General features: G+C 62.8%; 13 protein-coding genes. 11 read left to right on the top strand and 2 right to left on the bottom strand.

Annotation, left to right across the window (positions count from 1 at the left end; translation table 11 throughout):
* The first annotated feature begins 259 nt into the window (after positions 1-259).
* From AC1DUR_RS07010 to AC1DUR_RS06990, 5 genes are all read left to right on the top strand, one after another.
* Positions 260-664, top strand: coding sequence for an RNA recognition motif domain-containing protein (locus tag AC1DUR_RS07010; RefSeq protein ID WP_477719019.1), 405 nt, complete (start codon positions 260-262; stop codon positions 662-664).
* 279 nt (positions 665-943) lie between these two features.
* Positions 944-1,399: a MarR family winged helix-turn-helix transcriptional regulator gene (locus tag AC1DUR_RS07005; protein WP_477719018.1), complete on the top strand. Its 456-nt coding sequence runs from the start codon at positions 944-946 to the stop codon at positions 1,397-1,399.
* Between the two features lie 87 nt (positions 1,400-1,486).
* On the top strand, positions 1,487-1,906 hold the full coding sequence (locus AC1DUR_RS07000; protein ID WP_477719017.1) for an organic hydroperoxide resistance protein: 420 nt from the start codon (positions 1,487-1,489) through the stop codon (positions 1,904-1,906).
* A gap of 333 nt (positions 1,907-2,239) precedes the next feature.
* Entirely contained in the window at positions 2,240-3,316 is a 1,077-nt protein-coding gene (locus AC1DUR_RS06995) for a serine/threonine protein kinase (RefSeq protein WP_477719016.1), read from the top strand.
* Between the two features lie 113 nt (positions 3,317-3,429).
* Entirely contained in the window at positions 3,430-4,398 is a 969-nt protein-coding gene (locus AC1DUR_RS06990) for a tripartite tricarboxylate transporter substrate binding protein (protein ID WP_477719015.1), read from the top strand.
* Positions 4,399-4,484: 86 nt separating this feature from the next.
* Here AC1DUR_RS06990 and htpG read toward each other — a convergent pair whose 3' ends face one another.
* Positions 4,485-6,365 carry a molecular chaperone HtpG gene (htpG, locus tag AC1DUR_RS06985; RefSeq protein WP_477719014.1) on the bottom strand — a complete coding sequence of 627 codons (1,881 nt, stop codon included), beginning with the start codon at positions 6,363-6,365 and terminating at the stop codon, positions 4,485-4,487.
* Positions 6,366-6,639: 274 nt separating this feature from the next.
* On the opposite strand from htpG, the gene AC1DUR_RS06980 reads away from it, so the two are divergent.
* The 6 genes from AC1DUR_RS06980 to AC1DUR_RS06955 all read left to right on the top strand — a co-directional run bounded on the left by AC1DUR_RS06980 (position 6,640) and on the right by AC1DUR_RS06955 (position 12,946).
* Positions 6,640-7,092, top strand: a complete 453-nt coding sequence (locus AC1DUR_RS06980) for a spore coat protein U domain-containing protein (protein WP_477719013.1) — start codon at positions 6,640-6,642, stop codon at positions 7,090-7,092.
* A gap of 65 nt (positions 7,093-7,157) precedes the next feature.
* The gene (locus AC1DUR_RS06975; RefSeq protein ID WP_477719012.1) at positions 7,158-7,712 is read left to right on the top strand and encodes a hypothetical protein; all 555 of its coding nucleotides are present in this window, start codon (positions 7,158-7,160) and stop codon (positions 7,710-7,712) included.
* 65 nt (positions 7,713-7,777) lie between these two features.
* Positions 7,778-8,452, top strand: a complete 675-nt coding sequence (locus AC1DUR_RS06970) for a fimbrial biogenesis chaperone (protein ID WP_477719011.1) — start codon at positions 7,778-7,780, stop codon at positions 8,450-8,452.
* Positions 8,453-8,493: 41 nt separating this feature from the next.
* Complete coding sequence (locus AC1DUR_RS06965; RefSeq protein ID WP_477719010.1) at positions 8,494-10,860, top strand: fimbria/pilus outer membrane usher protein; 2,367 nt, start codon at positions 8,494-8,496, stop codon at positions 10,858-10,860.
* A gap of 184 nt (positions 10,861-11,044) precedes the next feature.
* Complete coding sequence (locus tag AC1DUR_RS06960) at positions 11,045-11,977, top strand: Csu type fimbrial protein (RefSeq protein ID WP_477719009.1); 933 nt, start codon at positions 11,045-11,047, stop codon at positions 11,975-11,977.
* A gap of 576 nt (positions 11,978-12,553) precedes the next feature.
* Positions 12,554-12,946, top strand: a complete 393-nt coding sequence (locus AC1DUR_RS06955; RefSeq protein WP_477719008.1) for a hypothetical protein — start codon at positions 12,554-12,556, stop codon at positions 12,944-12,946.
* Between the two features lie 86 nt (positions 12,947-13,032).
* Here AC1DUR_RS06955 and AC1DUR_RS06950 read toward each other — a convergent pair whose 3' ends face one another.
* A complete protein-coding gene (locus AC1DUR_RS06950) occupies positions 13,033-13,413 on the bottom strand; it encodes a response regulator (RefSeq protein ID WP_477719007.1) in 381 nt (126 codons plus the stop codon).
* Between the last annotated feature and the right edge of the window lie 218 nt (positions 13,414-13,631).

Genomic DNA, 13,631 nt, shown 5'->3' with positions numbered 1-13,631 from the left:
CGGGCCTTATCCGCCGCGGTGCAAAGCCCTTTTAGCGCAGGCACCCGACCGGCGTGCGCGCCGGCATGACGCCCGCAGGGAGAAAGGATGAAAAAAGGCGCTCCGGCGGTTCTGGGCGCATAATCGAGCAGTACGGGTTGCAAAACACCCGCACAGGTTAGGTGATCGGTCAGTTTCGCGCGCTACGGCGTACTTTTTGGGTTTGTTGTGCTTTCGGGACCCCATCGCTTTGTTTTTATGTGTTTTTTGAGGAGTCCCCATGGGCAATAAACTTTACGTCGGCAACCTGCCTTACACGGTGCGCGACGAAGATCTGCAACAATCTTTTGGCGCTTTCGGCTCCATCACCAGCGCCAAAGTCATGATGGAACGCGACACGGGTCGCTCCAAAGGCTTTGGTTTCGTCGAAATGGGCAGCGATGCCGAAGCGCAAGCCGCAATTGCCGGCATGAACGGCCAGTCCTTGGGCGGCCGTAGCATCACGGTGAACGAAGCCCGTCCCATGGAGGCACGCCCTCCCCGCACCGGCGGCTTCGGTGGTGGCGGCGGCTACGGCGGCGGTGGCGATCGCTCTGGTGGCGGTGGCTACGGCGGCGGCGGTGGCCGTTCCGGCGGTGGTGGTGGTGGTTATGGCGGTGGCGGCGGTGGCCGCGGCGGTTACTAAACCCCGCAAACCCAGTCAACGGCAGAGATGCCGTTGCAAACCAGCTGTCTCAGCCTTGCGCTGAGCAAAGCCTCTAAGGCTTCAAAACTTCGGTTTTGAAGCCTTTTCTTTTTGGAAGGCTGCACCTGGACTTGCAGGCCGAACACACTGCGTACCTGCAAAAGCTGGCGTTGCGTGACCCAGTCCGTATCAAAGCAACTTAAAGCCGCTGAAACATCGCCGAAGCATCTTTCAGTCAATTAACTTGCACGCAATTTAATTGCGCGGTATAATTCAGCCATGCCCAACAAAACCGCCACCCCATCAGCCGACGCGATGCTGCTACTGGACAACCAGCTGTGCTTTGCGCTGTATTCCACCTCGCTGGCCATGACCAAGCTGTACAAGCCGCTGCTTGACGAGCTGGGGCTGACCTATCCGCAGTACCTGACGATGCTGGTGCTGTGGGAGCAGGACGGCCTGACGGTCTCGGAACTTGGCCAGCGGCTGTACCTGGATTCGGGCACGCTCACGCCCCTGCTCAAGCGCCTGGAGTCGTCGGGCCTGATTTCCCGCATTCGTGCCGTGGAAGACGAGCGGCGCGTACACATCACCCTGACCGCCGCGGGTCGCAAGCTCAAAACCAGGGCCGCCAAAATTCCCGGCTGCATCCTGAGCGCCAGCCAGTGCTCCATCCCCGAGCTGATGGCCCTGACACAGCAGGTGCAGGCTCTGCGCCAGCGGCTGGTGGCGTAAGGGCGTTGCCGATCTCCCGCCTCAAGAATATTCCCCCGTTTTCAACCCAACCCGCCTCATTCCGGGGCATTTTTCCAAGGAAGCACCATGACCACGAAACTCGAAAAAGTCCTTTACACCGCCCACGCCCATACCACCGGCGGCCGTGACGGCAAATCCAGGACCGACGACGGCCGCCTGGACGTCACGCTGAGCTCGCCCGGCACCTCCGGCACCGGCACCAACCCCGAGCAGCTGTTTGCCGCCGGCTATTCAGCCTGCTTCATCGGCGCCATGAAGGCAGTGGCCGGCATGCAGAAAATCACCCTCCCGCAAGACCTGTCGATTGATGCCAGCGTCGACCTCGGCAAAATCCCCAACGCCTACGGCATTGCCGTGCGCCTGGACATCAGCCTGCCCGGCATGGACCCCACCGCGGCACAGGCGCTGGTGGACGCTGCCCACCAGGTCTGCCCCTACTCCAACGCCACGCGCGGCAACATCGACGTGACCCTGACGCTGAAGTAAGCCCCTCCAGGTTGGCGGCTGGGCGAACTGCGCCGCCCGGCCAGCACCTCGGCCCGCCGGTCAATGACCGGCGGGCCGTTTTCGTTCAGGGTCCGACAGCTCTCTGGTCCACCCCCCCGATCCGCCGGCCCTTTCGCCAGGGAAGGCGCGTGGGCCAATCAACCGCCCGGCAGCTCGGGGCGAGGCGAACGCCTATTCCTATTGCCTATTGTTTGATAGCGGATACCGCTCACCTCTCCCGGGTTCAAAGCGGTTTAGAAAATTTGCCCTCTCCCGACGCGGATCAGCGGCCCGCACCGTGCAGCAAGCCACCATCTGCGCCGACAATGGGTCATGACTGAAAAAAACACGGCTGCGCCGACGCAACACGCGGTTCATGCCTACGAGACCCTGACGCCGGACCTGGTGCTCGATGCACTGGCCAGCGTGGGCCTGGCCGGCGATGGACGCCTGATGGCGCTGTCCAGCTATGAAAACCGGGTCTACCAGGTCCATCTGGAGAACACAGTCGGCCCCGATGACCTGGCCGGCGACATTGTGGTCGTCAAGTTTTACCGGCCCGGGCGCTGGAGCGATGCGCAGATTGCCGAGGAACATGCGTTTGCCGCCGAACTGATGGCCGCCGAGATCCCGGTGATCGGGCCCCTGGTGCTGGACGGCCGTACGGTGCACCATTTTGGCGGCTTCAGCTTCAGCGTCTCGCCCAGCCGCGGCGGGCGCCGGCCCGAACTCGACACGCCTGAAGTGCTGGAATGGATAGGCCGTTTTCTGGCACGCATCCACACGGTGGGCAGCGCCCAGCCGTTCACGCACCGGCCCGCGCTGAACCTGCAAACCTTTGGCTACGCCTCACGCGATATTTTGCTGGCGGGCGGCGCCCACGGTTCTCACGGCTCCCATGGTTATTTGCCCCTGGACATGGAGTCGCGCTGGCGCAAGGCTTTTGAAGAAGCGATGCTGGTGGCGCAGACCGTGTTTGAAAGCGTGGGCGACGTGAAGCAGCTGCGCCTGCATGGCGACTGCCACCCCGGCAACATCCTGTGGACACCCGAGGGCCTGCCCGGCGCCGGCCCGCATTTTGTCGACCTGGACGACGCGCGCACGGGCCCCGCCGTGCAGGACTTGTGGATGCTGCTGTCGGGTGACCGCGGGCAATGCACCCGGCAACTGGGCGCCCTGGTGGACGGTTACGAGGAATTTCGCGAATTCGACCGGCGTGAGCTGGCACTGATCGAGCCGCTGCGCACGCTGCGGCTGGTTCATTACAGCGCCTGGCTGGCCCAGCGCTGGCACGACCCGATCTTTCCCATCAACTTCCCCTGGTTTGGCTCCAGCGACTACTGGAAAGGCCAGGTCGACATGCTGGAAGAGCAGACGGAAGCGATGCAGGAGACGCCGCTGATAGCCTAGGCGGCCGTCAGGCGCCTAGGGATTGCGATGAGGCCCAGACCGCGGGCGGCCGTTAGCATGCTTCCATTGGGTCCCCGAACCTGTCGGGGTTGCCGGTCTACAAGGAGCACTGCATGAAACGTCGGTCGCTGTTGCTCGCCAGCCTTCTCATGTCTGCAGCCGGGTGGTGCGCGGCGCAGGGTGCCTGGCCCACCAAACCCATCACCATGATCGTGCCCTTCCCGCCCGGCGGCTTGGCCGACCTGGTGGCGCGGCCGGTGGCTGAAGCGATGTCGCGGGAGCTGGGGCAGCCGGTGGTGATCGAAAACAGGGCGGGCGCCGGCGGCGGCATTGGCATGGGCATGGCCGCCAAGGCCAAACCCGACGGCTACACCGTCCTGCTGGCGCTGTCGTCGCTGACCGTCATTCCCGAGGCCGACACCCTGCTGGGCCGGGCCGCCATGTTCTCCTTGTCCGACCTGCGGCCGATTGCCCGCTTCACGGCCGACCCCACCGTGCTGGCCGTGCGCGCCGATGCGCCCTGGAAGACCGCGCAGCAGTTCATTGACGATGCCAAAAAACGCCCCGGCGCCATCAACTACGGCTCATCGGGCAACTACGGCACCATGCATGTGCCGATGGAAATCCTGGCGCAAACCGCCGGCGTGAAACTGACGCACGTGCCGTTCACCGGCGCCGGACCGGCCGTGGTGGCGTTGCTGGGCGGCCAGATTGATGCGGTCTCTTCGGGACCGGCCACGGTGCTGCAGCAGGTCAAGGCCGGCAAACTGCGCGTGCTGGCGCATTGGGGCAACAGCGCGCTGAGCACGCTGCCCGAGGTGCCCAGCCTGAAAGACGTCGGCTTCAATGCCGAGTACGCGCAATGGTCGGGGCTGTTCATACCGCAGGCCACGCCGGAGCCGATTGCCCAGCGCCTGCGCGCCGCCGCGAAAGCCGCCGCACAGGACGCCCGGGTCAAGGAGGTGATTCTGGGTGCGGGCAGCCCGGTGCTGTACCAGGACAGCCCGGACTTCGAGAAGTACGTGCAGGAAGATGCCAAGCGCATGGCCGAGGTCGTCAAGCGCATCGGCAAGGTGGAATAAGCCCACTCTACTTTCCAGCCCCCGCCCCCACACCGTCAACGGGCCGACCGGTTCCACCAGGACCTTGGCCGGCATGGATGCCGGCCTTACACCAGCAACGCGTTGACACGCCGCACGTACGCGGCCGGGTCTTCCGGCATGCCGCCCTCGGCCAGCAAGGCCTGGTCGAACAGGATGTGGGCCAGATCGTCAAAGTGTTCACCGGCCTCCAGCTTTTTCACCAGCGGATGCTGCGCGTTGACCTCCAGGATCGGCTTGACCTCCGGCACGGTCTGGCCGGCCTGCTTGAGCATGCGGGCCAGCTGGGTGGACATGTCGCCATCCTGCACCACCAGGCAGGCGGGTGAGTCGACCAGGCGCGTGGTGGCGCGCACATCCTTGGCCTTGTCTTTCAGGGCTTCCTTGAGCTTGTCGAGAATGGGCTTGAAGTGGGTCTGCGCCTCCTCGGCGGCTTTCTTTTCGTCTTCGTCCTGCAGCTTGCCCAGGTCCACCGCCCCCTTGGCCACCGACTGCAGCGGCGTGCCGTCGAATTCGTGCAGGTAGTTCAGCGCCCACTCGTCCACGCGGTCGGCCATCAGCAGGACCTCGATGCCTTTCTTGCGGAAGATCTCGAGTTGCGGGCTGTTCTTCGCGGCGGCCAGGGTGTCGGCCGTGATGTAGTAGATCGCGTCCTGCCCCTCCTTCATGCGGGCCTTGTAGTCGGCAAAGCTCACGCTGACGGTGTCGGTGGTCGAACTGGCAAAGCGCAGCAGCTTGGCCAGGCGCTCGCGGTTGACAAAATCCTCACCCAGGCCTTCCTTGAGGACGGCGCCAAATTCGGCATAAAAGGTCTTGAACTTCTCGGCGTCATTGGCGGCCAGGTCTTCCACCATGGACAGCACACGACGGGTGTTGCCTTCGCGAATCGCCTTGACGGCGCGGCTTTCCTGCAACAGCTCGCGTGACACATTCAGGGGCAGATCCGCGGAGTCCACCACGCCCTTCACAAACCGCAGGTAGGTCGGCATGAGCGCCTGCGCGTCGTCCATGATGAAGACGCGCCGTACATAGAGCTTCACGCCCGCGGCCTTGTCGCGGTTGAACATGTCCATGGGCGCCTTGGCCGGAATGAACAGCAGCTGGGTGTATTCGGTCCCGCCTTCCACGCGGTTATGGGTGGTGGCCAGCGGCGCCTGGCTGTCGTAGCTGATTTGCTTGTAAAACTCGTCGTACTGTTCCTGCGTGATGTCTTTCTTGGCCCGGCTCCAGAGTGCGGCCGCCTGGTTGACGGTTTCCCAGTCACCCGTGACGATCATCTCGCCGGGCTGGCCGTCTTCCCCTTCCTTCCACTCCTCTTTCTGCATCAGGATGGGCAGCGAGATGTGGTCGGAGTATTTGCTGATGATGGCCTTGAGCTTCCAGGCGTTCAGGTAGTCGTGTGCGTCCTCTTTCAGGTGCAGGGTGATGCTGGTGCCCCGTTCGGCGCGTTCCATCTCGCTCACCTCGAACTCGCCGGTGCCATCGCTGCTCCAGCGCACGCCCTGGTTCACCGGCAGGCCCGCACGGCGGCTTTCCACGGTGATCCGGTCGGCCACGATGAAGCCGGAATAAAAACCCACGCCGAACTGCCCGATCAGCTGCGCGTCGTTTTTCTGGTCACCCGACAGCCGGGCCATGAATTCGCGCGTCCCGCTCTTGGCAATCGTGCCGAGGTTGTCAATCGCCTCGCGCTCGGACAAGCCAATGCCGTTGTCCGTAATGGTCAGGGTGTTGGCGGTCTTGTTGTAGCGCAGGCGCACCTGAAGCTCGGAATCGGATTCATACAGGGCGGCGTCATTGAGCGCCTCAAAGCGCAGCTTGTCGCAGGCATCGGAGGCATTGGAGATCAGTTCGCGCAAAAAGATGTCGGGATTCGAATACAGCGAATGCGTGACCAGGTTCAAAAGCTGGGCAACTTCGGCTTGAAAGGACAAGGTTTGTTTGTGCATGGTCAGGATTAAATGTAATTATCTTGTTACAGGTTGAATGGCAGAATCTGGGTGATGTGAATGGAGTTGGGGATTATTTACAACTCCTGGCGCCGGCCCGTTCTGTCGTAATTTGGCATAAACCCAATAATTTCAACGGTCTAACGTGACAAATTCCCGACATAAGCGGGTTTTAGCGGCTCCTGCACTGGTGAATTGTGAAATGTCTAGTTACAGTTCAGTCACATACAGATTCGGTCCTTCTTATTTTCGCCTCATCCACCAGGAGATTCTCATGAAAAAACTTCTCGCACTGCTTGCCCTGGCCCTTGTCAGCGTTGCAACCCTGCCCGTTCAGGCTGCCACCGCTTCCGGCCAGTTCGATGTGTCCATCAGCCTGACCGGCACCTGCAAGTACGCCAAAACCTCGGACGTTGCCTTCACTTACACCTCGTTCCAGACCGGTGCCCAAGCGCAAACCACCGCAGGCGGCTTCACGGTCCAGTGCACGAAAGACCTGGTTTATACCCTCGCCCTGGACTCCACCTCGATCACTGATGCCGCCGTTGACCTCGCCTACACGCTGGCACTGAGCGGATCGGGTGCCACCGGCTCCGGCGCTGCACAGGCTTACACCGTGACCGGCTCCATCGCGGCAGATCAGGCCGGTAAATGTGCGACCGCCGGCGGCGTCTGTACCAACAGCGGTTCGGGCAACAAACAGCGTACCCTGACCATCACCTACTAAGCTGATCTGCCAGGCTACTACTTGATATAAAACAGCAGGATCGCCCGCTCCCGGCGCCAATGCATATGTCCAACAAGCTCATCCTCGGGGTTTCGCTGATGCTGGCGGCCGCAAGCGGCTTTGCGGGTGGCGCCAGTGGACAGTTCGGCGTGCAGATCACGCTGAACAATGCCGGCGGCAACAGCTGCACCAGCGCGAGCGATTCAGGTACGACCAGTTCTTCGGTCCAGGTGCGGTGCACGACGAACGTGTTTGTCGAGATTGCAGCACGCACAACCACCAGCACCACCCCCCCCAGCACCAGCAGGTTCATGCCCGGCTATCGGCCGGCCCGGGACTCCCTGCTGCCGGACTATTGCCGCAGCGAGCTGTCCCGCGCTGATCGGGTCGCCGGCCTGACCTGCCGCCTCGATGACCAGCGCCAGTTTGCCGCAACCGACGATGAGGGGGACGAGGGCTGGGCTTTTGAGAGCCGGCTCTACGCGGTGAATACCGAAGGCACGGCGCTGCCAACGCAGGCGCGCTCCCGCGTTGAAGACGACCACGGCACCCTGACTTCCATACGTCTGGCCAGTGCGGATGGCCGCTCGGGCCCTGTTGAGATGCTGGTATCCTTCTGAGGATGAACGTCCTGCCGCGCCGAAGCCGCCTTCACCTTGTCAGCTACCTCCTCCTGCTAAGTCTCATGGCCCCTTGGGCCCCTGCCGTTGCCGGTGTGTTTTCCGTGACGCCCGTTCGGCTTTACATGACACCCCGCGACCGGGCCATCGCCGTGACGCTCACCAACGAAGCCGATACCGAAGTCGTGCTGCAGGCCGACATCAATACCTGGAGCCAAAAACCGGATGGGACCGATGAGCTGGTGCTCACCGAAGACCTGATTCTGGCCCCTCCCATCATCAAGCTGGCCCCCAAGGCCAGGCAGGTGGTGCGGCTGGCCTTGCTGAAACCGGCGGATGCAAGCCGGCAGCTGACCTACCGCATGATCATCCGCGAAGTGCCGGAAGCCCTGCCCGCATCGGGCATTCAGGTCCCCATTGCATTGGCCCTGAGCATGCCTGTCTTTATCACGCCACCGGCCGCCAAGCGCCAGATGAACTGCAACACCGGCCGTGCAGACGCCAAAACCGTCAACCTGCAGTGCAGCAACACCGGCACCGCCTATGCGCAGATCCGCGAGGCCGCGGTCATGCGCGGCGACCAGGCGCTCGCCCGCTTTGAGGGCGGCAGCTACATCCTGCCTGGCGCGAGCAAAACCATCAGCCTGCGGAGCGACAAAGCCGTCGCCGCGGGCCCGGCGCAGCTGGTCGTGACGTTCGACGACGGGCAGAACCTGACGACCAGCATCACGCTGCCCTGATCCAGCACGGTATGACAAGGGGGCGTTGCCGGCTTTCACATGTGCGCGCCTGCCTTGTCCTGGCAAGCCTCTGCACGGGCGCCGCTGCGCAAGTCCAAACCACGCCGCCGTCCAACGTTCCGGCCAATGCCCGGTCAGCCAATGACCGGCTGCTTCCGCTGGAAGTGTTCATCAACAGCACCAAAGGCGGCGTCTGGACCCTGCTCGAGCGCAACGGCATTTTGTATGCGCCGTCAGACGCCTTTGACGAGTGGCGCCTGAACCACCAACCCAGCGCCCAGGACATCCAGTTTCAGGGACAGCAGTGGTACCCGCTTTCGGCGATTCCGGGGTTTGAAGCACGGCTCAACTTTGCCACCCAGTCGGTCGACCTGGTGTTTTCGCCGGCCGCCTTCAACGCCGTGCGCCTGACGCAGGAAGCCGCACTGCGTCCCCCGCTGTCGCCCACCATTCCCGCCGTCTTTGCCAACTACGACCTGAACTACACCACCAGCCGCAGCCGCATTGCGGGCAGCGATGACTTGCACGCCAAGGATCTGGGCGCCTTGACGGAGCTCGGGTTTTCGGGGCAATGGGGCCTGGTGACCAGCAGCTACGTTGGCCGCAACCTCGTCAGCCAGGACCCCACCCTGAATGCCTCGTGGCGGCGGCTGGAGACCACCTACACCCGGAATTTCCTGGACAGCAACAGCACGCTGCGACTGGGTGACAGCACCACGCGCACGGGTATCTCGGGCCGCTCCGTTTACTTTGGGGGCTTTCAGTTCGCCAAGAATTTTGCCCTGCAGCCGGGCTTTGTGACGCAGCCCATCCCCACCGTCACGGGGTTGTCTGCCGCGCCCAGCACGGTGGAGCTGTACGTCAATGATGCGCTCCGGCAAACCTCCCGGGTGCCCTCGGGGCCCTTCAGCATTGACAACTTCCCGGCCCTGACGGGCGCCGGCGAAGCCCGGGTCGTGGTGCGCGACATCCTGGGCCGCGAAACCGTCATCACCCAGTCCTTTTTCAGCAATGCCAACCTGCTGGAAGAAAACCTGACGGACTGGAGCTTCGAGCTGGGGGCCATCCGCAACAACCTGGGCACCGACAATGCCAACTACGGCCCGCGCTTCATCGCCGGCCTCTGGCGCAAGGGCCTGAGCAAGAGCCTGACGGTGGAAGGCAACGCCGAGTGGTCCTCCTCGCTGAGCCGTGCCGGCGCGGGTGTCAGCTACGCGTTGCCGTTCCAGATGCTCGGACAAACCGCGCTGGCGGTCAGCCGCAGCGATACCGGCGGCAACGGCGGCAACTGGCTGGTCGGCGTAGAGCGCAGCGGCCTGCGCCACGGCGTTGCCTTCAGCGCGCAAGGTGCATCGCGCGGTTACCGGCAGCTCGGTATTGACACAACATCGCCCCGCCTGCAAACCACCGCCAGCTATAGCTACAGCAGTGACCAGTTCGGGGCGCTCAACCTGAGCTATGCCGGCTTTGACAATTACGAGCTGGGCAAGCTCAACACCCTGAGCCTGAGCTACACCATCCGGCTGGGGCAGCGCAGCGCCCTGACGCTGAGCGCCACCCGGCTCAGCGGCGTGTCTTCCGGCAATTCGCTGGGCGCATTCCTGATTGTGCCGCTCGAAAACCGCATCACCATCGCCTCCGGTGTGACGGCACGCGGCGGCTCGACTGACAGCTATGTGAACGCCAGCCGGGCCCTCAGTGCCGAAACCGGCTGGGGCTGGCGCACCGCTCTGGGCTCGCGTGCCAATGGGGGCTATGCGGAAGGCGGCGCTTATTACCAGGGCACCCAAGGACTGTTTTCAGCCGACGTCAGCGGCGCAAAAAACCAGCAGAACCTGCGCCTGGGCCTGCTCGGCGGCGTCGTGATGGCCGATGGACAGGTCTTCGCCACACGCCGCGTCCAGGACAGCTTTGCGATTGTCGAAGTGCCGGGCTATGCGAATGTGGGCGTGGGCTTTCAGGGCAGCACACTGACCCGCACCAACGACAGCGGCGTGGCGCTCCTGCCGCGCCTGCTGCCCTTCCAGCGCAACAGCGTGCGCCTGGATCCGACCGAGCTGCCGATCAGCGCCGAGCTGGACTCGATTGAGCAGGAGGCCGTGCCGGCCCTGCGCAGCGCCGTCAAGATCACCTTCCCCGTGCGGTCCGGCCGGGGCGCCTTGATCCGCATTGAATTCGACGACGGTGAACCCGCGCCCGCCGGCGCTGAAATCGAACTGGTGGGAGACAAGAAGGAATTCTTTGTCGCCCGGCGCGGAGAGGCTTTTGTTACCGGCCTGCAGGCCAGCAACCGCTTGCGCCTGAAATGGAACGGCGCCAGCTGCACCTTTGACGTGGCCTTGCCGCCCGGCAAGCTGGAGGAGATCACCCGGGTGGGCCCCGTCCGCTGCATCGGCGTCAAACGGTGAAGCGCCTCCGGACGAATGGATCCGGAAAACTGTGCAAAGGGGGCGCACGCCGTGATAATCCACGAACAAAGTTTGCAGTTACCCCGTGCATTGAGGCTTTTGTCACGAGTTGCCCATCCATCTGCCCGCGACGCCTACTGGAAATGGACCAAGTCACCCCTCGCGTAACATAATGTTACCCATCATGGCCATCATGTGTAAAAAGCTTCCCGAAGCAACACCCCGCGATACCGTACGTGGCCGGGTGAGTGCAGTGGTGACTCTGCGCCATTTCCTGCTGGTGGCAGTGGCCTGGGCCGGACTCCTGGCCGCGTGCGCCGCCCACGCCACGATCAGCTGCAGCGTCTCCGGCAATGGATTCACATCGGTTTACGACCCGGTCTCGACGGTGTCGAACGACAACGTATCAAGTGTCACCATCAACTGCTCACGCGCGTCGGGCGACCTCGCTACGACCACCTATTCGCTGGCGGTCAACAATGGCGCCAATCCCAACGGACAAACCAATCGCGCCCGCTACCTGACGAACAACTACCTCAAATACGACGTCTACAAGGATGCCGCCTATTCGACCCGCTGGGGGAGCAACGGGAGTGCGCCGTTCACCGGAACACTCAGCTTTGCCAGCGGCACATCGGCCTCGTTGACCCTTCCCTACTACAACCGGGTGACCGCCCAGCAATCGGCCGTGGTGGGGGATTACACCGACGTGATGACCGCGACGCTCACCTATTCGGTGACGTCAGGGGTCAATGCGATAGCCACGCCAGCCACCATGCCGGTGATCATCACCACCAATCCGCAGTGCCAGTTCAGCACACCGCCTGGCACCATGAGCTTCAGCTATACCTCGTTCCAGTCGACGGCCGCGACAGGCAGCTCGCAATTCGCCACGCGCTGCACCAGCGGACTGCCGTACACGATGGCCCTGGGCTCCACCAGCGGCACGCTGCTGGGCCTGGCCTACAGCCTGTCGCTGAGCGCCGCCAGCGGCACAGGCACCGGCGCCGCCCAGACCTACCTGGTCAATGGCAACATTGCTGCCAATCAGGCAGGCATCTGCGCCACATCGGCCTGCTCCGCCTCCGCCCCGCAGACCATCACCATCAGCTACTGAGTCGCTGCGTCGGCGACGGGTTGACGACGGGTTGACGCGGCAACGATGCCACGCCGCTGTCATCCATCGAACACCGGCGGGCACGTTACACGCTCCGCCTCCCGGCCCGGTCACGCGCCAGTCGGCCCTCGCGCGCCACTGCGAAGGCTGACTCATGGCCTGAGTCGGGGATGCCGATAAGGGATGTCGTCAACGCTCACCGCCGATTGAAGGCCCCTGCGGCTGAAAATCTCTACCCGCCAAGCCAAAGGCCGCCGGATGCTATGACCTTCATAGCATTCAATCCAACTTCCATATGGGTAAACGCCATTTTTCGTCCGAAAAATGCGCCGAGCAAGCCTGCCACGGAACCGGCTCCCAGAAAGGTTTGGCCACCCTTGAGCTCCCAATAAATTGATAAATTTGACGAAAAAAATCGAATTCACGGCCATCGCACGCGCCAAAACTCCTCATTTCACCTAATTTGGTGAAAAATCACACAGATCAGCAAACTGATAACTTAAATTAGATATTGCGCGAATTTATCAATTTAATTAAAATTCAGGCAACAGTTGATAGTTTCAGGGAGTCAGTGCCATGCGAACCTTCACCACCGCCTTTGCCGTTTTGACCATCCAGCTTCTGCTGGCCATGTTCAGCCCCGCCCATGCGCAAAGCAGTTCCGGCACCAGTTCTGGCACGTTTGGCGTCACGATTGTGTTGCGCACCTTCAGCGAAGTGGCCACCGCAGACCATCGCTGCACCCACCGCGGGCAGCCAGAAGGACAGGCCGGCACGCTGCGCATCAGCTGCCCGGCCACAGTGGATGTGCAGGCCATTGCCAGCGCCTCTACCCGCAAAACAGGTCAACAACCCCACATGAATGCCGTGGCCGATCAGGCTAATCAGGCCGATCGCACGCAGCTTGCGGTCGTTGCCGGCCAGCCCATGAATTACCCCAACCCGGTTGAACTGACGATTTCCTGGTAACGCACGACAAGGAACGCGATGCGTGCTCCCCTCCGGAATGCATTGACCGCGCAACCAACATCAAATCCCGGCTGCGGCCACGCCTGTTACCCCTGCAGCGCCGTCTGCTCCATGCAGTAGGCAAAGAGATCATCCAGTTCCCCGGACTTGTCAAACACGGCATCCGCGCCAAGCGCGGCGGCCCGCCTGCGGATCTCGGGCGTAGCGTAGTTGGTCAGCATGACCACCTTCTGGAAAGGCTCGCGGTTGCGGCAGCCCTCCAAGACACCGAGACCGCTGCCCTCCTTCAAAAACAGGTCGACGATCGCCAGGTGCCACTCGCCGTTGTGCACGGTGAGCCAGCGGTGGGCATCCGCCTCGGTGGCACCAAAACCAGTGACCTTGACCGCGCAGATTTCCTCCAGCGTCTCGATCAGGTTCTCGAGGACGGTCTCGTTGTCTTCCGCCAGATAGGTAATGAGTGCCATGATGAGAGCGCAGGTGGGTGGGGGTAGACGGGGGTGATTTGATGACGTGGCCGGGCTGCTGCGCGTTTGGGACCTGTGAGACATGGCCAAGCCCTTAAAGACACTTTAGGCCGCATCAAGCAAAATGTTGCCAGCCTTTGGCGTACGTCGTCGTAGGACAGAGTGCGCCCTGCGCTGGCAAGGACGGTGGTGCTCCTGCAGCGTTACCGACCGCTGCA

The organism is Polaromonas sp. P4_F4, assembly GCF_056401355.1.
The sequence above is the reverse complement of the archived record's forward strand: the minus strand, read 5'-3'. Positions and strand labels throughout refer to the sequence as shown.

Bases quoted from the DNA above. Each gene is read 5' to 3' on its own strand.
- AC1DUR_RS06990 (WP_477719015.1), top strand. From the start codon at position 3,430: ATGAAACGTCGGTCGCTGTTGCTCGCCAGCCTTCTCATGTCTGCAGCC.
- AC1DUR_RS06970 (WP_477719011.1), top strand. From the start codon at position 7,778: ATGGCCCCTTGGGCCCCTGCCGTTGCCGGTGTGTTTTCCGTGACGCCC.
- AC1DUR_RS06960 (WP_477719009.1), top strand. From the start codon at position 11,045: ATGGCCATCATGTGTAAAAAGCTTCCCGAAGCAACACCCCGCGATACC.
- AC1DUR_RS06995 (WP_477719016.1), top strand. From the start codon at position 2,240: ATGACTGAAAAAAACACGGCTGCGCCGACGCAACACGCGGTTCATGCC.
- AC1DUR_RS06975 (WP_477719012.1), top strand. From the start codon at position 7,158: ATGTCCAACAAGCTCATCCTCGGGGTTTCGCTGATGCTGGCGGCCGCA.
- AC1DUR_RS07005 (WP_477719018.1), top strand. From the start codon at position 944: ATGCCCAACAAAACCGCCACCCCATCAGCCGACGCGATGCTGCTACTG.
- AC1DUR_RS07000 (WP_477719017.1), top strand. From the start codon at position 1,487: ATGACCACGAAACTCGAAAAAGTCCTTTACACCGCCCACGCCCATACC.
- AC1DUR_RS06950 (WP_477719007.1), bottom strand. From the start codon at position 13,413: ATGGCACTCATTACCTATCTGGCGGAAGACAACGAGACCGTCCTCGAG.
- AC1DUR_RS06955 (WP_477719008.1), top strand. From the start codon at position 12,554: ATGCGAACCTTCACCACCGCCTTTGCCGTTTTGACCATCCAGCTTCTG.
- AC1DUR_RS07010 (WP_477719019.1), top strand. From the start codon at position 260: ATGGGCAATAAACTTTACGTCGGCAACCTGCCTTACACGGTGCGCGAC.
- htpG (WP_477719014.1), bottom strand. From the start codon at position 6,365: ATGCACAAACAAACCTTGTCCTTTCAAGCCGAAGTTGCCCAGCTTTTG.
- AC1DUR_RS06980 (WP_477719013.1), top strand. From the start codon at position 6,640: ATGAAAAAACTTCTCGCACTGCTTGCCCTGGCCCTTGTCAGCGTTGCA.